The organism is Alteromonas gracilis (assembly GCF_036870955.2).
Lineage (GTDB): Bacteria > Pseudomonadota > Gammaproteobacteria > Enterobacterales > Alteromonadaceae > Alteromonas > Alteromonas gracilis_A.
Genome location: NZ_CP145482.2, coordinates 3566471 through 3590237 on the forward strand (window position 1 = coordinate 3566471; position 23767 = coordinate 3590237).

The 23767-nt window shown below is 44.4% G+C and carries 15 protein-coding genes, 1 tRNA gene and 4 pseudogenes; 12 read left to right on the forward strand and 8 right to left on the reverse strand.

Annotation, left to right across the window (positions count from 1 at the left end):
* Positions 1-96 precede the first annotated feature (96 nt).
* Together glnL and glnG are read left to right on the forward strand one after the other, a co-directional pair.
* Complete coding sequence (gene glnL / locus V6N89_RS17195) at positions 97-1182, forward strand: nitrogen regulation protein NR(II) (protein ID WP_338518644.1); 1086 nt, start codon at positions 97-99, stop codon at positions 1180-1182.
* On the forward strand, positions 1172-2581 hold the full coding sequence (glnG, locus tag V6N89_RS17200) for a nitrogen regulation protein NR(I) (protein ID WP_338518645.1): 1410 nt from the start codon (positions 1172-1174) through the stop codon (positions 2579-2581). Before glnL ends, glnG begins: the two co-directional genes overlap by 11 nt.
* An 87-nt stretch (positions 2582-2668) precedes the next feature.
* Here the strand turns inward: glnG and V6N89_RS17205 are convergent, their stop codons facing one another.
* Entirely contained in the window at positions 2669-3808 is a 1140-nt protein-coding gene (locus V6N89_RS17205) for an HD-GYP domain-containing protein (RefSeq protein ID WP_346993014.1), read from the reverse strand.
* A gap of 258 nt (positions 3809-4066) precedes the next feature.
* On the opposite strand from V6N89_RS17205, the gene V6N89_RS17210 reads away from it, so the two are divergent.
* The 6 genes and pseudogenes from V6N89_RS17210 to V6N89_RS17240 all read left to right on the forward strand — a co-directional run bounded on the left by V6N89_RS17210 (position 4067) and on the right by V6N89_RS17240 (position 10664).
* Positions 4067-4807 (forward strand): 1-acylglycerol-3-phosphate O-acyltransferase, encoded by a 741-nt coding sequence (locus tag V6N89_RS17210; protein ID WP_346993015.1) that lies wholly within the window; start codon positions 4067-4069, stop codon positions 4805-4807.
* Between the two features lie 16 nt (positions 4808-4823).
* Positions 4824-5229, forward strand: a pseudogene (gene rraB, locus V6N89_RS17215) (ribonuclease E inhibitor RraB).
* Between the two features lie 98 nt (positions 5230-5327).
* Positions 5328-6128, forward strand: a complete 801-nt coding sequence (locus V6N89_RS17220; RefSeq protein ID WP_338518647.1) for a choice-of-anchor H family protein — start codon at positions 5328-5330, stop codon at positions 6126-6128.
* 112 nt (positions 6129-6240) lie between these two features.
* Positions 6241-7525: pseudogene (locus V6N89_RS17225) on the forward strand (ABC transporter substrate-binding protein).
* Positions 7526-7571: 46 nt separating this feature from the next.
* A pseudogene (locus tag V6N89_RS17235) lies at positions 7572-10269 on the forward strand (response regulator).
* Positions 10270-10391: 122 nt separating this feature from the next.
* On the forward strand, positions 10392-10664 hold the full coding sequence (locus V6N89_RS17240; RefSeq protein ID WP_338518651.1) for a transporter substrate-binding domain-containing protein: 273 nt from the start codon (positions 10392-10394) through the stop codon (positions 10662-10664).
* A gap of 82 nt (positions 10665-10746) precedes the next feature.
* On the opposite strand, the gene V6N89_RS17245 is transcribed toward V6N89_RS17240, so the two are convergent.
* The 3 genes from V6N89_RS17245 to pepA are packed head-to-tail and all read right to left on the reverse strand — an operon-like array spanning position 10747 to position 15491.
* On the reverse strand, positions 10747-13521 hold the full coding sequence (locus tag V6N89_RS17245) for a valine--tRNA ligase (protein ID WP_346993018.1): 2775 nt from the start codon (positions 13519-13521) through the stop codon (positions 10747-10749).
* A 35-nt stretch (positions 13522-13556) separates the two neighbouring features.
* Positions 13557-13979, reverse strand: a complete 423-nt coding sequence (locus V6N89_RS17250; RefSeq protein WP_202262374.1) for a DNA polymerase III subunit chi — start codon at positions 13977-13979, stop codon at positions 13557-13559.
* Positions 13980-13985: 6 nt separating this feature from the next.
* Entirely contained in the window at positions 13986-15491 is a 1506-nt protein-coding gene (gene pepA / locus V6N89_RS17255) for a leucyl aminopeptidase (RefSeq protein WP_159626508.1), read from the reverse strand.
* Positions 15492-15752: 261 nt separating this feature from the next.
* On the opposite strand from pepA, the gene lptF reads away from it, so the two are divergent.
* Together lptF and lptG are read left to right on the forward strand one after the other, a co-directional pair.
* Entirely contained in the window at positions 15753-16865 is a 1113-nt protein-coding gene (gene lptF / locus V6N89_RS17260) for an LPS export ABC transporter permease LptF (protein ID WP_346993019.1), read from the forward strand.
* The gene (gene lptG, locus V6N89_RS17265; RefSeq protein ID WP_346993020.1) at positions 16866-17927 is read left to right on the forward strand and encodes an LPS export ABC transporter permease LptG; all 1062 of its coding nucleotides are present in this window, start codon (positions 16866-16868) and stop codon (positions 17925-17927) included.
* 26 nt (positions 17928-17953) lie between these two features.
* Here the strand turns inward: lptG and V6N89_RS17270 are convergent, their stop codons facing one another.
* On the reverse strand, positions 17954-18433 hold the full coding sequence (locus V6N89_RS17270; protein WP_431189810.1) for an RDD family protein: 480 nt from the start codon (positions 18431-18433) through the stop codon (positions 17954-17956).
* 278 nt (positions 18434-18711) lie between these two features.
* Here V6N89_RS17270 and V6N89_RS17275 point away from each other — a divergent pair.
* Positions 18712-18799, forward strand: a tRNA-Leu gene (locus V6N89_RS17275).
* Positions 18800-18923: 124 nt separating this feature from the next.
* Here V6N89_RS17275 and V6N89_RS17280 read toward each other — a convergent pair.
* Positions 18924-20153 (reverse strand): alpha/beta hydrolase-fold protein, encoded by a 1230-nt coding sequence (locus V6N89_RS17280; RefSeq protein ID WP_338518654.1) that lies wholly within the window; start codon positions 20151-20153, stop codon positions 18924-18926.
* Between the two features lie 232 nt (positions 20154-20385).
* On the opposite strand from V6N89_RS17280, the pseudogene V6N89_RS17285 reads away from it, so the two are divergent.
* Positions 20386-20824 (forward strand): annotated as a pseudogene (locus tag V6N89_RS17285) (DUF3010 family protein).
* A gap of 77 nt (positions 20825-20901) precedes the next feature.
* Here V6N89_RS17285 and V6N89_RS17290 read toward each other — a convergent pair.
* The gene (locus tag V6N89_RS17290; protein ID WP_338518655.1) at positions 20902-21432 is read right to left on the reverse strand and encodes a hypothetical protein; all 531 of its coding nucleotides are present in this window, start codon (positions 21430-21432) and stop codon (positions 20902-20904) included.
* A gap of 10 nt (positions 21433-21442) precedes the next feature.
* Complete coding sequence (locus V6N89_RS17295; protein WP_338518656.1) at positions 21443-23548, reverse strand: LruC domain-containing protein; 2106 nt, start codon at positions 23546-23548, stop codon at positions 21443-21445.
* Positions 23549-23767: the final 219 nt, after the last annotated feature.

The following is a 23767-nucleotide window of genomic DNA, read 5'->3' on the forward strand; positions in this document are numbered from 1 at the left end:
GCGGTTCAAACGCAATAATCTGCTTTGAATAAAAATCGCACTTTAGGTGCTTGCAAGCTACAATGCACAATAATGGTGCAAAGGAGACAAGCTCGGATGCAAACAACCGAGTTAGAAACACAACAGCTGCTCAATAGCTTAAACACAGCATTGGTAATGGTAGACAGTAGACTTACTATTGTTTATGCCAACCATGCAGGCGAAGCTTTGTTTGAAACGGGTAAAAAACAATTACTTGGACATCCGCTGCAGGACTTTTTTCTGCCAGGAACCATAGAAACCGCTCGCTTGAAGGCCGCTATTAGAAAAGGTGAAGACTTCACTGAAAATGAAATAAAACTGGCCTTCAGAGATAACCGCTATGTTTCGGCAGATTTAACGGTTACCAATTTACATCTTCAAGATGGCCCTCGTCTTTTGTTTGAAGTTAAAAAGATTGACCAGCAAAAACGTATTTCTAGGGAAAACTTACAGAATGCACAACACTATGCGGCACGAGAGCTGGTTCGCGGATTAGCCCATGAGATAAAGAACCCGTTGGGCGGAATTCGCGGTGCTGCGCAACTGCTTGAAAAAGAGCTTAGCGAGGAGCACAAAGAGTTTACGCAAATGATTATTGAACAATCTGATCGCTTGCGAAACTTAGTCGATCGATTGCTCGGCCCCAACTCTTTACCTCGTTTTGAATGGAGTAACGTACATCAGGCACTTGAAAAAGTAAGAAGTCTTATGCGCGTTGATTCTGAAAACCCCATTAGTATTGTGCGTGATTATGACCCAAGCATACCGCCATTAATGCTTGATCCTGACATGATTCAACAAGCTGTCCTCAACATTATTAGAAACAGTGTTCAAGCCTTGTTAGAAAGTCACACTGCCAACCCACAGATTCGTATTGTTACCCGCATTGAGCGGCAAATGACAATACAAACAAAGCGCCATGCGCTAGTAGCAAAAATAAAAATTATTGATAACGGCCCAGGCATTCCGCCGGAAATAAAAGATACGCTTTTCTATCCCATGGTTACTAGCAAACAAAATGGCTCGGGCTTAGGGCTGTCTATTTCTCAAACGTTGATAAATCATCATGGCGGTAAAATCGATGTCGACAGCTACCCTGGGCATACCGAATTTGTAATATATATTCCAATAGATCGTAAGGAGACAGACGATGACGAATGAGTCAGTATGGATTGTCGATGATGACAGTTCTATTCGTTGGGTACTGCAAAAGGCCTTACAAGCAGCCAACATTAGCTGTTTAAGCTTTGAAAATCCTGAAGATCTGCTTCTTCAGCTTCAAAGCGGTCAGGCACCAGAAGTCATCATTTCAGATATCAGGATGCCACAAATGGACGGGATGGCGCTGCTGAACGAAGTACATGCATCGCACCCTTTGTTGCCAGTGATAATAATGACTGCACACAGCGATCTCGACAGTGCGGTTAATGCTTACCAAAAAGGGGCGTTTGAATATTTACCCAAGCCGTTCGACGTTGATGAAGCCGTTACACTGACTCAACGAGCGCTTGCACATGCAAGAGAGCAGACTTCTGGCAGTAACGTTCAGCAAGACGATGTAGTCACCGAGATCATTGGCGAAGCGCCTGCAATGCAGGAAGTGTTTCGAGCAATAGGCCGCTTGTCTCGCTCTTCTATCAGTGTATTGATCAACGGCCAATCTGGTACGGGTAAAGAGCTTGTTGCACAAGCGCTACACCGTCACAGCCCCAGAGCAAGCAAGCCATTTATAGCGCTTAATATGGCTGCAATCCCTGCAGACCTTGTCGAGTCGGAACTGTTTGGTCACGAAAAAGGCGCGTTTACGGGAGCGCAAGCGGCCAGGCAAGGTCGCTTTGAGCAAGCTGACGGCGGCACACTGTTTCTTGATGAAATCGGCGATATGCCATTAGACGTGCAAACCCGATTACTACGGGTGTTAGCAGATGGACAATTTTATCGTGTCGGAGGGCACCAATCGGTGAGTGTAGACGTGAGAATTATTGCCGCTACGCACCAAAACCTTGAACAGCGGGTAGCGGAAGGTAAGTTTCGTGAAGACTTGTTCCACCGACTTAATGTTATTCGAGTACATTTACCCTCATTAGCTGAACGTCGCGAAGACATTCCCCTTTTAACCCGTCATTTTTTGCGCCGTGCAGCCAAAGAATTGGATGTTGAAGCGAAGAGCATTTCTAAAGAAGCCGAACGCGTTATGTCGCAACTGCCTTGGCCCGGTAACGTTAGGCAATTGGAAAACGTATGCCGCTGGCTTACCGTTATGGCGAGTGGCCAAGAAGTGCTACCAAGTGATCTTCCTCCCGAGATTCATACCGACAGTTCAACAGACAAGCCATTGTCAGAATCTGCACAATGGCCAGAACTTCTTGCATCTTGGACAGATAAACAACTAAGAGACGGTCACCATAATATCTTAAATGATGCGATGCTTACGTTTGAGCGTGTGATGCTTGAGCGTGCCCTTGCACATACGCACGGGCATAAACAAGATGCCGCAAAGCGCTTAGGCTGGGGGCGTAATACCCTTACGAGAAAACTCAAAGAGCTAGACGTAAACTAACCTCCTTTTTGCTAAACCATCTCAATTAAAAAAGGCACGATTTTCGTGCCTTTTGTGTGTATTAGCTGACCTTGAAAGTACTGTCCATCAGTGACCTTTCGTTAGCAGCTGCGTCATACCTTTGTTAAATGCTCTAACCCATTTCATACTGAACTGACCTTTAGCACTTCGGTTTATGGCGATAACCGCATCTTTTTTGGAAAGCACATTGTCTTGATTGTGTGCACGGGGATGAGTCATTGCGTCATACGTATCAACGATAGCCAAGAGCTTAGCACCGTCGCATATGTCATCTTCTTTAATACCCAGTGGATAGTAGGTTCCGTCGGTGCGTTCGTGATGCTGCATCACAATCTTTCGCGCCATGTCCCATTGATCAAGATGTTCAAGCAAACGCGCGCTTTTATACACGTGAGAACGCATTAAATTAAACTCTATCTCACTTAATGCATCGCCTTTGTGCAAAAGCTTAAGCGGCATGAAAGCCATACCAAAGTCGTGCACGTAGCTTGCAACCGCCAGTTGGTCTTCGTCTACTGGGTTGCCCGCAACATCGTTGATGTACTTTGCTAGCTTTGCAATGCGGTCTCCTCTACCTGTCCAATAGTCTGAGCGACGTTCAATTGTTTGCATGAGATCGCGAAAAAACAAAATGTCTTGTTTCTTTTCGCTGCTAATATCTTTTGGAATACCGGTCGATGCTAAGGTAGGGGGCTTAATCTGGACCTTTTCGGGATCGTCATTGTCGGCAATAACGTCTAGCGCGGGGTTTAAAAGCAATACAGCCTCTGTTAAGCGCTTTTCATGCTCAGACGCATTGTTTGGGGTAATTCGACTTATCGCCAGTACAAGCTGATTGTGTAGGTTATCATCGTATTCTGCCGCCCCTTTTGCCATTACTAATTCAACAAACGCCTTTACTCTGTCCATGGTAAGCAGAACTAAGTCGCTCATAGTACTGGTATAGGCCACCTGCCCTTTGCGCAAGTAATCTAGCAAATCTTCGACATGCTGTAGCAGCGGAATCATCGGTGAGAAATTAACTAGCCCTAAATCACCCTTAATAGTGTGAATAGAGCGAAAAAGTGCGCGTTGTAATTCGTTATCATCAGGACGAAGCTCTAACTCTATCAAGGTTTGTTCACTTGCTTCGTAGAGTTCGTTTATTTCCTCCATGAGGTCAGTAAGAATATCTTCTTCTAGGTCATCTGGAGTGAATGTCTGCATACAAATTACCGTGGTTAAGTTGCGCTTTACTTTTATTTTAATCGTAAACGTGTATCGGCTTAATTTCCTTATACTAAAGCACAGAACACCCCGATACTACTTAAAAAGTATAACCATCATTGTGCGTTTTGTTGATTTTATCCCCTGTTAGCTCTGTCATACACGTAATTACGAGCATTTCACTATAAAAACTCATCGGACAAGTGTACGCTGAAACTTCTACTATACTGCGCGCGTAATTTGTCTCTAGGAGTTGTTTTGATAGCTTTAATCCGCGTCCCTGCACTATTCATCGCCTTTTTACTGATCAACATTGTCTTACTGGTGGTATGTATTGCTCGACCTTTTCACAAGGATAATGTACATATTGCAGGCCAGCTTTATTCTCTTATGGCCAAAGTAGTTGGCCTTAAAATAGTGATTAGAAAAGACCCGGCCGTAAAGCTTAATGAGCCGTATGTTTTTATTGCCAATCACCAAAACAGTTTCGATGTCATCACAATTTGCAAAGCGGCACTGCCCGGTGTGGTAACCATTGGTAAAAAAAGCCTGAAATGGATCCCCATTTTTGGACAAATTTATTGGCTTTCTGGCAACATCCTTATCGATAGAAAAAATTCTGGAAGAGCGCGCAATACTTTAGATGTTGCGGCCAATAAAATTGCGAACAAGAAAACGTCTGTATGGCTTTTTCCAGAAGGAACCCGCAGTTATGGGCGCGGCATTTTGCCATTTAAGCAAGGTGCGTTTCGACTAGCCAAATCAACAAACGAACCTGTTGTTATGGTAACCGCAAGCAACATGCACAAAAAAGTGAAGTGGAATCGCTGGAATAACGGTATTGTTCTTATCGATATCGCCGCACCGCAACCTTTAGATGAAGAGCATTCGATTAAAGAATGGATGGTCCACTTCAATGACCAAATGAAACAAAAATTTGAGCAAGTAAACGCACAGGTCGATGAACTTGAAAAAGCAGGTAAACTGGCGCCATTATAATTTGTGAGTGTTTGCTATGAACCAGTATGATGAAAGAGAAGAGTGGTACGATTTTAATCAAGAAACCATCGACGCACTTCTAGAAGACGGCAGCCAAGCCGATGCTGACTATACCATTGAGCATCATTTTGCTAGCACCGACTTTGATGTGCTTGAAAAAGCCGCTGTGGATGCTTTTAAAGCTAAGCTTCGAAGTAACTGACGCGGAAGAGTTGGTGCTTGACGATGGAGAGATCGTGTTTTGTTTTGACGCCATTGCAGAGCGCGCGCTTAATATCGACAAACTCAATGCAGATATCGATGTCTTGCTAAAAATTGCAGACAAACACAACGTCACCTACGATGGTTGGGGAACCTATTTCGAACCACGTGAAGACGGTGATTTTGACGAAGATGACGATGGCGATTATTACGACGATTAATCCCTCTTCGTACTTCGCGTTAAGTTAGTCTTCAGCTTTTGTTCATCTTTTTCCATCAACAATGTCACTGTCATTAACGATTGGAAAAGGATGCACAAATGAAAACCTTAAACGTTTCTTTAGCAACAATATCAGCATTTGCCCTGTTGCATGTGCTGACTCCCTCAACAGTACTCGCAGACGACACTTCGCGTAACATAGAAGTATCCTCCAAAGAGTATCGCTATGATAAGCCTTATATTGGGTCACAAGCGGTTGATGCTAATGCCCAACCGAGTCACAGCGCTCAGGCTTCTTCAAATAAGCATGCCATCAAAGGCTCTACTAGCCTGACTGATAAACCTGAACGCGCAAAAAAATACATTGGCACAAGCAAATCGGCGAGCGATATTTTTGTGAACAGCGTGAACGAGTTTTGGATTTACGAGACTTGGGTAACGCTGGACAATGACATTGACTACGATGGCTACCACTCAACTTTTACTGTCGAGTTTGACGCCGATACTATCTTTACGCAGGCGCCTGTATATGCCGTACTCTACATTGGCCGCAACGATGTATATGACGCCATTCATGTGTCTTCTGACTTTTTTATCTATGGAGAAGACTCAACGGATAGTTTCACCATAGAAAGTACACTGGTTTCAGGGTTCCCAACGCGTGACTACGATGTGCTGTTAGAGCTTTATGATGCGGATACCGAGACATTGGTCGCCTACTCAGATAGTTACGATAACGCGGACTTTGCTTTTCTTCCTCTTGAAAGTGAAAACAACGAGTTTGTTGTCGAAGAAACTGTGGTTATTGTTGAAGAACGCGGTGGCAGTACCTCGCTACTGAGTATTTTATGCCTTGGGCTAGTCATTGCGGGTAGACGCCTGCTGAGCTTTAAGAAGTAGAGTAAATACGAAAATACGCAGTCCCTTTAGCCTTCTAACAATAATTTTTGGTAACTCTATCAAATAGGTGCCAAAATATTAGAATATTAAAAACGGCGAGGGACTTGCGTGAATGCCAAACAAGACTGAAACCGACACCCCAACTTCTCCACTACGTCGGACATTACTTAAAGGCAGTGCGGCGCTCAGTATTACTGCCGGAGTTGCCCCTTTTGCCATAGGACAGCCTAAGCCCACATTAAAAGTAATGGGAACTCATGTAACCCTACAAGAAGACATCCGTCAACGTGCGATGCAAGACTTGGGTATAAATATTATTTTTGAAGCAGGCGGCAGCGCCTCTGTCTTACAAAAAGCATCAATTAATCCTGCCTCTTTCGACTTATATGAGCAGTGGTCAAACAGTATTGGTGTTTTGTGGCGAGCAAATGCCATCCAGCCCATTGAGAAAAAACGCATTGCCCATTGGGAAGAGATTAATAACCTGTCTAAAACAGGAAAGCTGACACCGAATGCGCGCATGGGAGCAGGCGATGCACCACATAAAATTATCAATGTGCAAGCAGATGGCACGCTTGGGGAAAATCATACCGAGACTATTAGTTTTCTACCTTATGTGCATAACGTAGATTCGTTCGGCTACGACAGGCGCTTGTTACCTGAAGAATTGCAAAACGAGGAAGAAAGCTGGGGATGGCTGCTTGATAGTCGCTATTCCGGAAAGGTGGCTATTGTTAACGATCCAACCATAGGTTTATTTGACCTAGCACTTGCTGCACAAGCAAAAGGCTTTGTTCGATTCAATGATATAGGGGCGATGACAGAAGTTGAACTAGACGACCTTTTTAGCGTACTCATAGAGCTAACCCAGTTAAATCACTTTAGTGGCTTTTGGACATCGGTACCCGAGTCTGTCCGTTTCATGCGAAGTGGGCGGGTGGCTATTGAAAGTATGTTTTCTCCCGCGGTATCAGCCCTTAACGGCCAAAATATACTCGGTAACCTTTGCGGCGCCGAAAGAAGGTTATAGAGGCTGGCACGGCGTTATGTGTTTATCGTCAGCAAGTCAAGGCAGAACAAAAGACGTAGCCTATGAATACATGAATTGGTGGTTGTCAGGCTGGCCTGGTGCCTATATTGCGCGTCAAGGTTACTACATATCTAACCCTCAACGCTCAGCGAAATACTTATCAGACGCTGAATGGAATTACTGGTACAAAGGTCAAGTGGCGTCTGAGCCGTTAAAAGGGACCGATGGCATGATCAGTGTGAAACAAGGAGCGCAACGCAATGGAGGTAGTTATGAAGAGCGTTTCAGTAATGTGGCGGTCTGGAATACAGTCATGCCCACCTATGAATATAGTTTGCAAAAGTGGTATGAATTTATTACCTCATAGCTGTTATGCTGTACACGCGTTACTGAGATAGGACCTCACAGATAAAATGCTTTCATCTATTCGTACACAACTCATTGCCGTTTTAGTAGCTCTGGTCGCGTTAATACTAGCGCAAGGGTTTATCGCTAGAGAGAACCAAGTGATCCTTAGTGACGGCGTTTCATCTGCAGCAAAAGCCGTTGTTGATGTTGGCTTGGTTAAAGAACTTGAGCGTGATGTCGTCGACTTACAGCGTAACGTATTAATTTTTAAAGAAAATGCCAGTCAATCTGCCATCACGCGTTTTGGTCGTTTGATGGTTACGATTAATGCAAAATTAGACCAACTTGCTCAAGCAGATACCTTGGATGTACAGGCTGACGATGACTACATTCTCAACCGTATGCGAGAACATCTGTCGGCCTATCAAGAAAACTTTAATCAAGTGGTAGATGCGCGTTCTGAGCGCGATAACCTTGTTGCTTACGGCACATTGTCTGACATCTCGACCCTCGAGCGTACTTTACAAGATGCGCTAGACCGAAATGCATTAAATGAAGAGTCCCTCGATAGCGCACTTTCTTTGCTGCTTCAGGCAGAAAATGCCATGTTAAAGTATCTATCGAAGCCGGATATCAATTACACAAAATCGTTTAACGACGCCATTAACAGCTTTAAAGCACTTCCACTCTCAGACGACGACGCAGTTCAAGGACGCATTTACTCGGTTGACTGAAAAAGCAAAAGCCGACTTTTTTAAGCTAACCCAAATAACTCAAGGAAACATGTTTCTCGTTAACGTGGTAATGGTAAGCTCTGCGAATGAATTTTTATATCTTAGTGGTGAATTAGCGAACAAGGTAACTGACGAGTCTGAACAAGCGACTAAACGCACATATGCACTCGCCAAAAATACACAACAAAACGGAGAGCTGTTTTCTTTATTTGCCATACTATTAGCCCTCATTGCTGCGCTATTTACCACGCTTCGAATGCTTGGCCCTATCCGCTCAATCACAGAAGTATTTAACAAGCTGTCGCAAGGTGTACAGATTTCTCATATTCCAGGTAGTAGCAGACAAGATGAAATTGGAAACTTGGCTAAGGCCGCGTTGGTGTTCAGCGATAAAAACCGTCAAACAGAGAAGCTTTTAGCGGAAGCGCAGAAAATGAATGCGCAGCTTGAAAGCCTCAACAAAGCGTTAACTGAGTCAAAAATTAAAGCGGAACAAGCCACCGCATCAAAAAGTATGTTCTTAGCCAATATGAGTCACGAAATTCGAACGCCGATGAATGGCATTATTGGCTTAATCGAACTTGCTCAGCATCAAGAGTTAAGTCCTACTGTGAAAGGTTATCTTGATAAAGCAGCCTATTCAGGCCAAATTTTGCTTAGTGTCATTAACGATATTCTCGACTTCTCAAAAATTGAAGCAGGAAAGCTTAAAATTGAAGAAGTCAGCTTTTCATTGCATTCTCTATTCGACAATCTCATCGCAGTCATTGCACTTCGAGCAAAAGAAAAGAACTTATCTGTTCACTTCACCGTTGACCCGACAATTCCTCCCCAGGTAATTGGAGACCCATTGCGGATCGCGCAGATTATTATGAACATTGGCAATAACGCTGTGAAATTTACCGAACAGGGGCGAATTGATATTGAGTTTGATGGGACAATAAATACGCAAGATAACGTCTTGTCACTGACCATGCGTATTACAGATTCTGGTATTGGCATGAGCAAATCTCAACTTGCTCGCATATTTAACCCATTCACTCAAGCAGACGGGTCGACAAACAGAAAGTATGGGGGCACAGGTTTAGGACTTGCTATTGTGAGTCAGTTAACTGAATTGATGAACGGTCATTTACACGCAACATCAGCCTTAGGCAAAGGCAGTATGTTTGAAGTAACCCTTCCATTAAGAGCCTTTAAAAATCAAAGCGGCGTGCTAGAACAAACGCCTATTCTGCCTGTGGGTAGTATTTACATAACAGAAAGCAAATTACTGCCGAAAAGCTACTGTGAACAAATAAATTTGCCAGAAAGCGCTATTCTAACAATAGCACAAGCGAAGAAAGCATTAGACTTGCCTGACCACATTATCGTAGATGTGCCGGAGTTCAGTGTTTTTAGAAAAAATATTGCATGGCTCAACTCCCTCTTGGAAGAGGGTAAATCAGTGGGCCTAGTGATAGAAAGTGCAGGCAGTGCAATGCAGGCAAAATACGCCACATTATGGAAGGGGGCACTTGTTATGCACCCATTTACGCCTGCCCAGTTCGAGCGCTTTGTAAACCAGGTTATGTCTATTGACAACCCAAGTTCTGATTTCGAAGATGAAGATACAAGCGAATCTTCAACGCTCGAAGGCCACGTACTGTTAGTTGAAGATAACAACATAAACCAATTAGTTACTGGGGAAATGCTCACTAATTTAGGGCTTACGTTTGATATTGCCGAAGATGGCAAACAAGCGGTGCAAAAAGTTGAAAACTCTCCGCAATACGATCTTATTTTGATGGATGTTCAAATGCCGGTCATGGACGGTTACGAGGCGACATCTGCACTAAGAGAAAAAGGGTTTAAGCATATTCCAATCATCGGACTCTCTGCTAACGCAATGAAAGAAGATAAGCAAAATGCCATTGAAGCAGGCATGGACGACTACCTTACCAAGCCTATCAAACAAAAATCATTAGTTGCGCTTTTAAAGCAATATTTAAAGTCTCCAGGCTTTGACAAACGCTCAGGCACACAATAGGAATTGCGTATGCCTAATTTTGCACATTACAAGTTTCTACTGCTAATTTCTCTGTTGTGTTGTTTGTTGCCAGCAGAAGCAAAAAGAATATCTTAAAGGTTTCTAGAGAAGACAAAGCCTCATTGTCAACCTTACTTAGACTGCTTCAAGTAAACCGAATAGATGCTTTTATAGAGACTAGTCGAGTAGTAGAACATGCTATAAAGACCCAAAATATAAAAGAGATTAAGAAAGCAGGCTGCACAGCGCCCATGTATGCTTATGTTGCCTTTACCCCTGATTTAGACGTGTCTGTGTCGCTTGCAAACGACATCGACGCCACAGTCACACGCTTAAGAGCCAATGGTGAATTAGATGCTATTTTGAAGAAGTACGGTGTTGATGACTGGAAATAAAAAAAGGGCTGTCTATTAGACAGCCCTTTTTGCAAGAAACATTGTGCTACTTAAATCAAGTAAATAGCACAGTTGCCAAACGTTACAGCGCCTGAATAGTCTCGAACTGCTCCTTAAGTTTAGCTAGGGCTTTTTCGCCTTCTTCTAACTTAGCGCGTTCTTTTTCGATAACTGCTTCTGGTGCGTTGCTAACGAACTTTTCGTTACCTAATTTACCACGAGTACGAGATACGTCTTTCTCGATTTTCTCCATGGCTTTGGTAATACGAGCAAGCTCTGCGTCTTTGTCGATAAGCCCAGCCATTGGGATAAGAATTTCCATTTCACCCACAAGCGCGGTTGCACTGGCTGGCGCTTCTTCACCGTCTTTCAATACCGTTACGGTTTCAAGTTTAGATAGCTTATCCAGGAACGCTTTAGCGGCATCAAGGCGGCGAGCATCCTCGTCGCTCACGTTCTTAAGTAACGCATTAAGTGGTTTGTTTGGAGAGATATCCATTTCACCACGGATATTACGAATACCCACGATAAACTTCTTCACCCACTCTATGTCGGCAAGCACTTTATCGTCTTGCTTCGCAGCATCAACTTCAGGGAATGCCTGAACCATAATGCTAGCGCCCTCTTCTACTTCAAGCGCACTTAACGGCACAACACGCTGCCAAATAGTGTCGGTGATAAATGGCATAAGCGGGTGCAATAAGCGAAGCAGGCTTTCAAGCACGTTGATTAACGTATGACGCGTACCGCGCTTTTCAGCTTCAGTACTAGCGTCATTGTTAAGCACTGGTTTAGTAAGCTCTAAATACCAGTCACAGAACTGGTTCCACGTAAATTCATAAACCGTTTGCGCTGCAATATCAAAACGGTAATCTTCAAGAGCCTTTTCAAACTCCACCAGCGTTTGTTGGAACTTCGCCCAAATCCAGCGATCGGCCAAACTAAGTACCATCTCGCCGCCGTCACGACCTGTATCGTGCTCTTCTGTGTTCATTAATACGAAACGCGATGCATTCCAAATTTTGTTACAGAAGTTACGGTAGCCTTCAACACGGGCCATATCAAAGTTGATATCACGACTGGTTGACGCCATCGCGGCAAAGGTAAAGCGTAATGCGTCGGTACCGTAGGCTTGAATACCATCAGGAAATTGCTTGCGAGTACGCTTAGCAATTTTTTCAGCAAGCTGCGGCTGCATCATACCCGCGGTGCGCTTAGTCACGAGCGACTCAATATCGATACCGTCGATCAAATCAATTGGGTCAAGCACGTTGCCCTTCGATTTTGACATTTTGTCGCCGTTCTCATCGCGGATAAGGTCGGTAATATAAATATCTTTAAACGGGATCTTGCCAGTAAATTTCTTGGTCATCATGATCATTCTGGCAACCCAGAAGAAGATGATGTCAAAACCAGTTACCAGTACTGAAGACGGAACAAACGTTTCAAGATCTGGCGTTTCTTCTGGCCAGCCCATGGTTGCGAATGGCCAAAGTGCACTTGAGAACCATGTATCAAGAACGTCGTCATCTTGTGAAAGAGAAACGTTACTACCAAGGCCATGCTTTTCACGTACTTCTTCTTCGGTTCGGCCAACAAAAACGTTACCGTTTTCGTCGTACCACGCAGGAATACGGTGTCCCCACCACAGCTGACGCGAAATACACCAATCTTGAATGTTGTGCATCCACTGATAGTACGTTTTGTTCCAATTCTCTGGCACAAAGCGAATTTCGCCACTTTCCACCGCTTCAATAGCAGGCTTTGCAAGAGACTCAACGGCAACATACCATTGATCAGTTAGGTATGGCTCGATGACTGCACCGGTTCTGTCGCCGCGCGGCACTTTTAGCTTATGTGGTTCAATCTTAACCAACGAGCCTTGCGCTTCTAGGTCTGCAACAATTTGCTTACGTGCGTCGAAGCGATCTAAACCTCGGTATGCTTCTGGCGCATCATCGTTAATTTTCGCATCGTCGGTAAGAATATTGATCATAGGTAGGTTGTGACGCTTACCCATGTCGTAGTCGTTGAAGTCGTGGGCTGGCGTAATTTTAACGCAGCCTGTACCAAATTCTTGATCTACATAGTCATCAGCAATCACCGGAATTAAACGGCCAGTAATAGGCAACTTAATTTCTTTGCCGATGAAGTCTTGATAGCGCTCGTCATCTGGGTGTACTGCAACCGCTGTGTCACCTAGCATAGTCTCAGGGCGGGTAGTCGCTACCACTAGCTCACCGCTGCCATCCGCTAGCGGATAGCGCATGTGCCACATGTGGCCGTCTTCTTCTTCGTTCAGTACTTCTAGGTCTGATACCGCAGTGTGAAGCACCGGGTCCCAGTTTACCAAACGCTTACCGCGGTAAATAAGGCCTTCTTCGTGCAATTTCACGAATACTTCTGTCACTGCTTTAGACAGGTCTTCGTCCATGGTGAACACTTCGCGCGACCAGTCAGGTGACGTACCTAAACGGCGCATTTGGTAGGTGATAGTACCGCCGCTGTGCTCTTTCCATTCCCACACTTTTTTAATGAAGTCTTCGCGACCTAAATCGTGGCGAGTCTTACCCTGTGCGTTAAGTTGACGCTCAACCACCATTTGTGTTGCGATACCCGCATGGTCTGTACCCACTTGCCAAAGCGTGTTGTCACCTTTCATGCGGTGATAACGAGTAAGGGCATCCATAATGGTTTGTTGGAAACCATGGCCCATGTGAAGGCTACCCGTTACGTTGGGTGGCGGAAGCAAAATACAATATGGGTCGCCACTGCCTGAAGCTTTAAATAAACCCGCATCTTCCCATGATTTATAGCATTGCTGCTCGATGGACTGCGGTTCAAAGGTTTTATCCATTACTTACTCTCAAATTGAAACTAGATGCGCAAAACTTATGCAGATTTAAACTGCATATTGCAACCAGCTTGCTGATAGTTTTTATATCTTACCCGTGCCGCTTGCTTAGCGTTTTCATCCACGGGTACAAAATCAATAATTTGGCGATGTTGGTTGGGCGAAGGCACCATGCCAGAGCCCACGTTTACCACCATTTGTCGTCTGGCTACCTGTTGCGGTTGCCAACAAATTTCTACCGGCGTTCCCGTTTGTGGACCTTCACCATGAAGGTTATGAGGAACAAAACGGTCTGACGGTAGCTGCCACAACAATTCATCAACCTGCTCAGCCTGCGCCTGAGTGTCGCACAACACGCTAATTTTTTGTTTATTAGCGTATGCCGATGCAATCACTTCACTGGCGCGGCCTGCCACACCGTTGTCGCTACTGGTAAGTTGATAAAAAATAACCTGTGGCATGAATAATTAGTCCTCTAACTTAATGTCAGCGCGGTTCATCAAGAACTGAGACAGCATAGGCACTGGACGGCCCGTTGCGCCTTTGTTCTTGCCACTGCGCCATGCTGTTCCAGCAATATCAAGGTGCGCCCAGTTGTACTTTTTAGTAAAGCGCGACAAGAAACAACCAGCCGTAATTGAACCAGCAGGACGACCGCCTAGGTTTGTCATGTCAGCAAACGGACTTTCAAGCTGCTCTTGATAGTCGTCCCATAGCGGTAAACGCCATGCGCGATCTGAACTTTGCTCTGATGCATTAAGTAGCTCGTGTGCTAGCGGGTTGTGTGTACTCATTACCGCTGTTGCATGATGACCAAGCGCGATAATGGCCGCCCCCGTAAGGGTTGCTACATCTATTACCAACTCTGGCTCAAAACGCTCAACGTAAGTTAGCGCATCACACAGCACTAAACGGCCTTCGGCATCCGTGTTTAACACTTCAACTGTTTGACCCGACATTGTCGTTAAAATATCGCCCGGACGATAAGACTTGCCGTCTGGCATGTTTTCACAGCCAGCAAGTACGCCAATAACGTTAATCGGCAAATTCAACGCCGCAATGGTATGCATGGTACCAAGTACACCGGCTGCACCACCCATGTCGTATTTCATTTCATCCATGGCTTCGCCAGGCTTAATTGAAATACCACCTGAATCGAACGTCAGACCTTTACCTACAAGGACAATAGGCGCTTGATCAGCAGGGCCACCACGATGGTGCATAATACTCATCATGCTTTCGTTGTCAGAACCACGACCAACCGCTAGATACGCCTGCATGCCAAGCTCAGCCATTTGGGTTTCATCAACCACCTCAGCAGTGACGCTGTCGTATTGGCTTGCCAATTCTTGCGCTTGTTGCCACAGATATTCTGGATTACAGATGTTTGGCGGCATGTTTGCCACATCTTTGGTTACTTTTGCACCGCGAGATACAGCAAGACCATGCTCAACAGCACGCTCTCCTACCGTTAGTTCACGGCGAGTGGGTACATTAAATACGATTTTACGCAGAGGACGACGAGGCTCACCTTTTTTGGTTTTAAGCTGCATGAAGGTATAAAGCGTATCTTCAGTCGCTTCTACTGCTTGGCGCACTTTCCAATACGTATCGCGACCTTTAACGTGTAATTCAGTTAAGAAGCACACTGCTTCCATTGAACCCGTTTCGTTCAGCGTTTGAATAGTTTTGGCGATGATGTTCTTGTACTGGCGCTCGTCTAGTTCGCGCTCTTTACCACAACCGACAAGAAGGACTCGCTCGCTCAGTACATTTGGCACATTGTGTAAAAGCAACATTTGACCTGCTTTGCCTTCTAAATCGCCGCGGCGTAGCAAGTTGCTGATGTAACCTTCACTGATTTCGTCTAGCTGTTCAGCCACTGCCGTTAGGCGGCGCGGCTCAAAGACACCCACAACAATACATGCACTGCGTTGTTTTTCTGGACTGCCACTTTTTACACTAAACTCCACGATATCACCTCGCTTTTCGTCGTTTATGGTTTGCACGATGACTAAAATCACGTAACGTTTCGCGCTGCTTTATGTTTTAATACACAGCATAACTATTGAGTACGCTGCAATACACGCAACGCCCTATGGAATATAGGCTATTTTTGCGTCAAAACACCATGCAAACGGTTTATGATTGCAGGCAAAACTTGTAAAAACGGTAAGTTTAAACAAAATTGTGCATTCTTTCACTAAAATTCCTTATTTTCCGGAAGGACTGAGATGCTGATATTCCGCTATTTACTTAAGGAAACGCTGAAATCTCAGTTAGCGATTTTCTTCATCTTAATGGCAATTTTTGTCACCTTGAGATTCGTGCGCGTTTTAGGCGACGCCTCTGACGGTGATATACCCGCAGGCCTGGTTTTAGGCTTTTTAGGGCTATACGCCCCAATACTTTCTTCATTGGTACTGCCTATTAGCGCTTATCTGGGCATTATGTTGGCTCATGGTCGCTTGTATGTAGATAGCGAAATGACCGTTATGCGGGCCTGCGGTATCAGTGAATGGTATGTCACGCGTGTCATGCTGTTCTTATCCGTGCTCATTATGATTGCGACGGGCGCTATTACACTTTACTTTGCACCACTTGCGGCCGAAAGTGAGTATCAACTGCGCGAAAAAGCACGCAGCGAAGCGGGGATATCCGCGCTTATGCCGGGGCGCTTTCAACAAACCGATAATGAAAAGGCTGTTATATTTGTTCACGACGTAGGCACAGATACTGACAACGAAGACCAACTTCTACGCGTATTCCTGTCTCAAAATCAGGCGGAAGGTGAAGAAGGTGAAGTACGTGTGGTTTACGCGCAAACCGGCGAAGTGGCAAATAACCCTGACGGAACTCGTAACCTCGTGCTTAAACAAGGTGTCCAATATGAGGGCAACCAGACTGAAATGGCTTATCGCAAGGTTGAATTCGACGAATATCAAATTCAGATTGCGGATAAACCTGCCGAGGAAAGCCGTAAAAAAGTAAGCGTTTTGCCCACCAGTGACTTGTGGGAAGATGACAGTATTGAAGCCCGCGCTGAGCTTCAATGGCGTATTGCTATTCCACTGTCCATACCGTTTTTAGTGTTGATAGCAGTGCCGTTAAGCGCCGTTGATCCTCGTCAGGGGCGATTTGGAAAAATGTTCCCAGCTATCCTGCTTTACTTAGGGTATTTCCTTTTGTTATTGGCCAGCAGACGCGTATTGGAAGACGGTAAGATGCCTGCGCAATTAGGGCTTTGGTGGGTGCATACCATTATGCTCATTATTGGCATAACGCTAATAGCGCGTGATAGAAAAAGCGGAACTCAATTCCGTGCATGGATATCAGGGAAAAAGTAAATGTTTAAAATTCTCGACTTATACATTGCACGAACACTACTTGGTACGATTACCGTCACATTAAGCGTCTTGATTGGCTTGAGCGCGCTTATCAAATTTGTTGAACAACTTCGTAAAATTGGCGAAGGCGACTATGACATGGTAGTGGCCTTTGTTTATGTCTTATTGAGCCTACCCCGCGACTTAGAACAGTTCTTCCCTATGGCGACCCTATTGGGTGGTTTGATCGGCATGGGAGTACTCGCCAGCAATAGTGAACTTGTGGTAATGCAGGCGGCTGGGCTTAGCCGTTGGAACATCATTAACTCAGCCATGAAATCTACCCTTCTAATGATTTTCTTAGTCATGGCTGTTGGCGAATGGGTGACACCTTTTAGCGAAACCAAAGCGAAGCAAATCAGAACCGAAGCGATTTCAGGCGGCAGTCTATTCTCATCTGACAAGCTCGTATGGGCCAAAGATGGAGAACGCTTCGTTAGTATCGGGCAAGTACTAAGTCAAGACTCACTCAAGGACATAAGTATCTTTAACTTTAATGATGACTTGTCTTTGCAGAGTATTACCTACGCTAAAACTGGCGAGTTTGATGGCAACGGATGGTGGTTAGGTGACGTAGGAATAACCCAGTTTTCTCAAACACAAGTTAGTCTCGAAACTGAGGAGCGCATGCGCTGGAACTCAACGTTAACACCTGACAAGTTAGGTATCGTTGCAGTGAAACCTGAGGCATTGTCGATTACAGGGTTACTCGACTATGTGAATTATCTAGAGAACAATCAGCAAGACCCCTCTCGCTATGAGTTAGCTTTGTGGCGGAAAATATTACAACCTATGTCTGTCGGTGTGATGTTATTAATGGCCCTGTCGTTTATTTTCGGCCCGTTACGCAGTGTTACAATGGGCGCACGCGTAATAATGGGCGTATTAACTGGCTTTGGGTTCTTTATATTAAATGAAGTGTTTGGGCTTATGAGCTTGGTGTATCAACTGCCACCCTTCCTTGGCGCACTACTACCCAGCTTATTGTTTGCTGCCATTGCGGCGATAATGCTAAGGCGCTAAAACGCGCCTAAGCAAGCAAAAGCAAGTTACCAACTTTTGTGATCGTTCGCTTCTTTGGTGAGCTTCAACACCTCAGTCTTTGCTAGGCGGTCTTGCAGTGATTGCTTATGCTTGAAATCAAACAACACCAAAAGCGTTCCCAAGCCGCATAACGACCCAACTAAACGTATCAGCAGTCGTGGCCACGTAACAGGCTCATCGACCGTGCTAAATATGCGAAGTCGCCATGCACGCATACCCAACGTTTGGCCTCCGCGCTTCCAGAACCACAAAAAGAAACCAGCAATCCATAGCCCTACCCAGCTTTGAATCAGTAGCTTGTATCCAAAGGATGCCTGAATTAGGTCAGCAGGCTCTGCAAACCCTTGAAGATCAAGCACGCCATTTTTCAGCATAACCACAAGCGTTACTATCATGACCATGGCTACACACATTCCTACCGCTACAGCAACCAATGTGTCGTAGACCATTGCTAATAATCTTCGGAAAAAACTCGCTCGTTCCATTTGCGGCGCCGTTTGAACATTATCGTCGACAGCCTTTGCTTCAGCGTTGCTAGCGCGTGCGGCTTTCTTTTTTCTATCTCTGGCCATGCTTAACCCAGGTAAAAATACAATGGTGCGTAGTTTGCCACATTAACGGCAATCTACAAGCAACCATAAATGAATCAGGTGATTAAGAATTATTCAGTCAGTTAAGATACTGTCATTTTTACGCAAAAAAAGCTTGTACCCTCAAGCGACATCGCTATAATGCAACGCACATTGATAGCACATCTATCGAAGCCAGAGTGGCGGAATTGGTAGACGCAGCGGATTCAAAATCCGCCGCCTTTGCGGGTGTCTTAGGTTCAAGTCCGGCCTCTGGTACCATATCTTCAATACCAATTACGAAGATATACAAAAACCGACGAAAGTCGGTTTTTTTGTGCCTGAAGGAAAATCACTTCCCCCAGCCTTAATGATTGTATTACCATTATGTTATCGCAAACAGTATCTAAAACAATTCAAGCCTGTAATCTTCATTTTGCACCGCTAGCGCTTTTGCTTTTTGCCTCATTTGAGACGCTTTTTTTGAATCACCTTTTCTAGTCAGCGCATCAGCTAAGCTGTCAAAAGCATTTGATGAATAAGGATATAATGAGCACCAATATTCAAATATCTCGATAGCTTCTTCGGTTCGCTTCTGCTCAAGCATTACATAGCCTATCCTTTTAAGTCGGTTGCGATTGTAATATCGCTCCCCTTTCGGAATAGCCTCAAAACCGTATTTGTCACTCATCGATTTATAGTAACTTTTAATGTTTTGAAGAGTTTGACCAGGCTCTTCGCTCATAAAGTCACGGTAGCTAGGGTCCCATAGCTCTGGAGGAAAAATAAAGTGCAGTGCAGAAGTCACGGCGGGCAATACTGCGGCGTATCCATTATTCTCAGTAAACTCCTGTTTATACTCCATATTATGGCTATCTACAGAGTTAAGTGCTGATTCAAATTTTTTGTATCCCTCTACAATACGAGGGTTCAGTCCACCACCAGATTGTGGCATTGATATATACAAATGACGTTTTTGTTGTGGGTTAAGTTCTACAGCTGTAGCAATTTTATCTAATGCGCTGTTGTTATCATACCCGACGGCTTTGAAATCAGCGGTGTTTATCGCTATGTGAGCATTAAACAAATCCGGGGCGGCCCATGCGCTGTGCAATACAAACTGACCTGTAGGTGATAGACCAACGAGAACTCTGTAGTTAGCAACGTTAAACTTTTTTTCTATAAAGGGGATAACATCATTTTGTATAAATTGAAGATATTGTTCATGCTTTCCTCCAAACCACAGTGGCTCGCCATTTCGATTCAAAGGGGTTGGGGTAATATCTCGCCTTTTCCCCTGTAAGTTGGGAATACCTACCACAATAGCTTCAGGCATCTGGCTGTTCATGCCCTGAAAATATACTTGGCCTGCAATGGGGTAAAACATCAGCTCTGCGTCTAATACGAAGATCACAGGATATTTCAAGCGAGAGCCCGACTCTATATACGCTGAGGGCAGTGAAACAAGCAAATCCCTTGTTTGTTTAAGCGACGCAGCCTCTACTTTAAAAGATTGAATTTCGGGTAGACCAATCGCCCCTGTCTTTTGATAAACATCATGGGTTTCATCAGCATTTCCACTGCTTACTCCAACAATCGCGATAACTGTCAGAATCCTTGCTATAACGTTTTTCAATGTTGGCTCCATTAACCCAAGAATGTGAATACGATGCTATGGGTTACCCTATCAGAGGCCACATTGTAAAACACAAAAATCATGGTTCGATGAGGGCAACTAGGCTTTTTATGCGATGAATACTTGCGTAATTTGGTGCTAAGAAGCCACTACTTGCTGATAACGCTACAATACGCTCTATATCTAGTGGGAAAAACGCTATACTTGCACGCAAATATTTAAAGGAAAAAGAATGAAAGTCTTTGGCATAGATTTAAAAAGTAACGATGCAACCCTTTGTCTTTTGTCGTTAGTAGATGGTGTATTCCATATTCCTGACTGCAGATCGCGCTAAGCTGACCTTAGCAGACACGAGCGCAAAAGGGTTAAAAGGTTTTCAAAGTACGTTTGCAAAGTTAGCAGCCGACTACAAAGTCGATGCGGTCATTATTCGTCAGCGCCAAAGTAAAGGTAAGTTTGCTGGCAGCGCCATTGGTTTTAAACTTGAAGCAGCCATTGAGCTTATTGAGGGGTTGGACGTTGTTGTATTTGGCCCTACTGAAATAAAAGAGTCGCTGCGCAGAAACCCTTTAGCCGTTCCCTTTTCTGAAACAGGTTTAAAGCAATTTCAAGAGCCCGCTTTTACTACAGCCTATGCGTGGCTAATGAAAAACGATAACACCCCAAACTAGTGGGTTTTATTGTCAAGTAATCCCCATAAAAAAAGCGCCTGCGACATAGTCGCAAGCGCTTTTTATTTAAGTAAATATTAGTTAACTACGATAGACCAATTGTTGCTGTTTTGAGATGCTGACCAATAATAATTCATTGGTTCAGCGCCATCTTCAACAATCCATACCTGTGCTACCAAACGCTCAACGTCACCGCCTATTGTTAAATTGTACTCAACACTGCCTGCTGGAAGCGTGGTACGCAATTGGCACGTGTTATAATCCACCTTAACTTTACCGTTGACTGTCGAAAAGTCATTACACACGTTTAGATACACTCTTTGACCATCTGCATTGTTGTTTAAGGCAAGTGTTAGATTATTCTTACCAACAAAATCAAATGCTTCATCACTCACAAGATCCGCTGTTTCCTCTGGTACATCTACTGGCTCTGGTGTCGTAGATGGCGGCGTTGTCGACGGTGGTGGCGTCGTAGTTGTTGGTTGTGTACTGGCTGGCGGTGTTGCCTGCCCTGTACTGCTGCTTGATGTGGTAGAACTGCTATCACTACCACCGCCACCACACGCTACTAACATTACAACTGCTGGGATAAGTAATAAATGTTTCATTGGTAGCTCCTTAGTAAGAATAAACTTTAGTTAAATCTGCGTTTTCTTTCTTGAACCACGACTTACTTGTTTCGCCGTTCGAGTTCACAAAATCTGAAAACTTAGGATAGGCCTTTAAAATATCCACATATTCTTGAGGATGTAGCCAGTTATTGTATGTGCTCGCATTGATTGCAATTGCCCACGGTAAGCCATTTTCTGTTTGGTAAGTAGCGCCAGAGCTCAATGTAGACGCGTCCTCTGCTAGACCGAAGTAGCTTGTATCTGCAAGTGCGGTTGGCGTCTTGTTCTTAAGGTGAATTTCTAACCCTCTTCCCGGATTTTTCGCAAATACATCACCGTGCTCAGTACCTGGCGTTGCAAAGATGAACGGCTTGTAAGGTGCTTGCGGGAAGTTGTCTACACTTACGTCTCGAGTGAATTGAAGCGAAATAGAAAACTTAAATTCGTGTTGAGAGGTACAGCCTTCCTCGGTTTTATAGAACCAGCAACCACCTGCAGTAACGTATTTCCAAAGATCCTCACTTACTTTTAATACCGCATATTCTGTTCCAGTTTCTAGCAGCGGCGCTTTTGCATCTGCGCCATTGATTTTGAAACGAATGGTGTCGCTGTCGATATCTTCATTTGTGATACCTTCAAGCTGAATTGCAAAACCGTTGTTGTAAGAGGCGCCCATCGCGGTTAGCTCACCAGACATGCTGAGCTTCTTAACGTGATTTTCTTCAGAGACAATCATTGACGAATTCAATCGAATAACAACGTCATTAAAGTCATAGTCACCCGTTTCAGGCCAATTGTCCTCGTATGCCAAGAAATACGGCGTATTGTTTACAAGACTGTTGCCAGGATTCACCACCGCAACTTGGTAATCTTCTACTTCACCGTCAGTTACACCGCCATTAGGTCCTACACCACTGGTAGTCGTGTAACGAACGCGTGCCCATGTAACACCTGAGGTTACGTCTATTGGCGTTTCTTCGAAAATGAAGTGAGTTCCTGTTTTCAAGCTCTTATCAACTATAAGCTGTTCTGAGTCATCAAACGTTCCGTCCTGGTCCCAATCTACCCACATGCTAAGAAAACCGTCGCCCTCAACCGTCACTTGCATGAAACTTTCAAGGCCCGCTTCAAAAGCAGTTATGAAGTTGACACCATCTTCATCACCGTTTGATTGCTCATCAGTGAATGGCGCAACATGTGCGTCGTATTCACCATCAATCGTGCTACCTAGATGAATACCGTCGACAATGCCGTGTCTCGCACCGTTGTTTGCTAACGACGTTAAGTACGAATCTGGCGCATCACCGAAATCAGTAGTCGCAGGAGCCGACTCATCTACAATAGGAGCCAATGCGCAGCGTGCACCGTCGTTGTTACCAGAGCTTGGACCATAAGCAAACAACTCTGCTTTAGGATTGCTGCCATCAACATTGATTCGAAAGATATTGCCGTCTTGGTTCCGGCTGATATAAAAAGTACCGTTTAGGTCAAAGTAAACCGCACCGAAAGTACCGCGTTGACCAACATTGCTCACTTTTGATTTACTGCCATTGCTGACATCAATGCGGTATAGGTCACCGTATTTATCAACGGTGTATGCGTAGCCATCGGTTGGATGAAATGCCAAGTCGTAGATGAGAAGCGACAGCGAACCGCCATCGATGACGCGCTGCATATCTAAATAATCGGCATCATTTTCATCAAGTGACACGCGATACAACCCATACTGGCTACCCTTCTTATACAGATAATAGGCATTTTCTGAAAGCGCTACATCGCCCACAAAAAAGTTTGCACCAGGCTTGTTTTTCACCGCTAGCGGTTCAATTTGATAGTCGTTACCGATTTTTACGATAGTGTTATGCTGATAGCCCCAGCCATAAAGGAATCTATCGTGTTTGCTGAAACCGAAACCATTGATACGATTATTTGTACCAAGATTACTCGAGAGTAAATCAACGTTTCCGGTAACTAAATTAACACCGTACAGCTGCGCTGTGGTGTCTTGCATTAAAAAAGCTTGTGAAGGACAGCTATCAAATGCATCGGCCGCTACCTGACAAGATGAGAATGCAAATAACATTGCAACTGCTGGCTTAAATTGTTTATTCATCGGACTACTCGCAATCAAGGATAAGTGATTACAGAGATTTCAAGTTGTATGCCAGCCAGATGGATAAGAGCAAAAAACATTCAAAATAAATTTTTATCCCATATATAACAAAGAATTACGAATTTAAAAAATTAAATGAAATCGATCTTTTGTTTTGTTTTTTATCATTCTGGAGTGATGCAATTTTCGATTTGCGAATTGCAAATTCAAATAATTTTG

What these genes read in the sequence shown, in the direction of transcription:
- lptG (WP_346993020.1), top strand. Translation starts at nt 16,866, where the DNA reads ATGTTTAAAATTCTCGACTTATACATTGCACGAACACTACTTGGTACG.
- V6N89_RS17270 (WP_431189810.1), bottom strand. Translation starts at nt 18,433, where the DNA reads ATGGAACGAGCGAGTTTTTTCCGAAGATTATTAGCAATGGTCTACGAC.
- V6N89_RS17220 (WP_338518647.1), top strand. Translation starts at nt 5,328, where the DNA reads ATGAAAACCTTAAACGTTTCTTTAGCAACAATATCAGCATTTGCCCTG.
- glnG (WP_338518645.1), top strand. Translation starts at nt 1,172, where the DNA reads ATGACGAATGAGTCAGTATGGATTGTCGATGATGACAGTTCTATTCGT.
- V6N89_RS17295 (WP_338518656.1), bottom strand. Translation starts at nt 23,548, where the DNA reads ATGAATAAACAATTTAAGCCAGCAGTTGCAATGTTATTTGCATTCTCA.
- V6N89_RS17290 (WP_338518655.1), bottom strand. Translation starts at nt 21,432, where the DNA reads ATGAAACATTTATTACTTATCCCAGCAGTTGTAATGTTAGTAGCGTGT.
- lptF (WP_346993019.1), top strand. Translation starts at nt 15,753, where the DNA reads ATGCTGATATTCCGCTATTTACTTAAGGAAACGCTGAAATCTCAGTTA.
- V6N89_RS17250 (WP_202262374.1), bottom strand. Translation starts at nt 13,979, where the DNA reads ATGCCACAGGTTATTTTTTATCAACTTACCAGTAGCGACAACGGTGTG.
- V6N89_RS17205 (WP_346993014.1), bottom strand. Translation starts at nt 3,808, where the DNA reads ATGCAGACATTCACTCCAGATGACCTAGAAGAAGATATTCTTACTGAC.
- V6N89_RS17245 (WP_346993018.1), bottom strand. Translation starts at nt 13,521, where the DNA reads ATGGATAAAACCTTTGAACCGCAGTCCATCGAGCAGCAATGCTATAAA.
- glnL (WP_338518644.1), top strand. Translation starts at nt 97, where the DNA reads ATGCAAACAACCGAGTTAGAAACACAACAGCTGCTCAATAGCTTAAAC.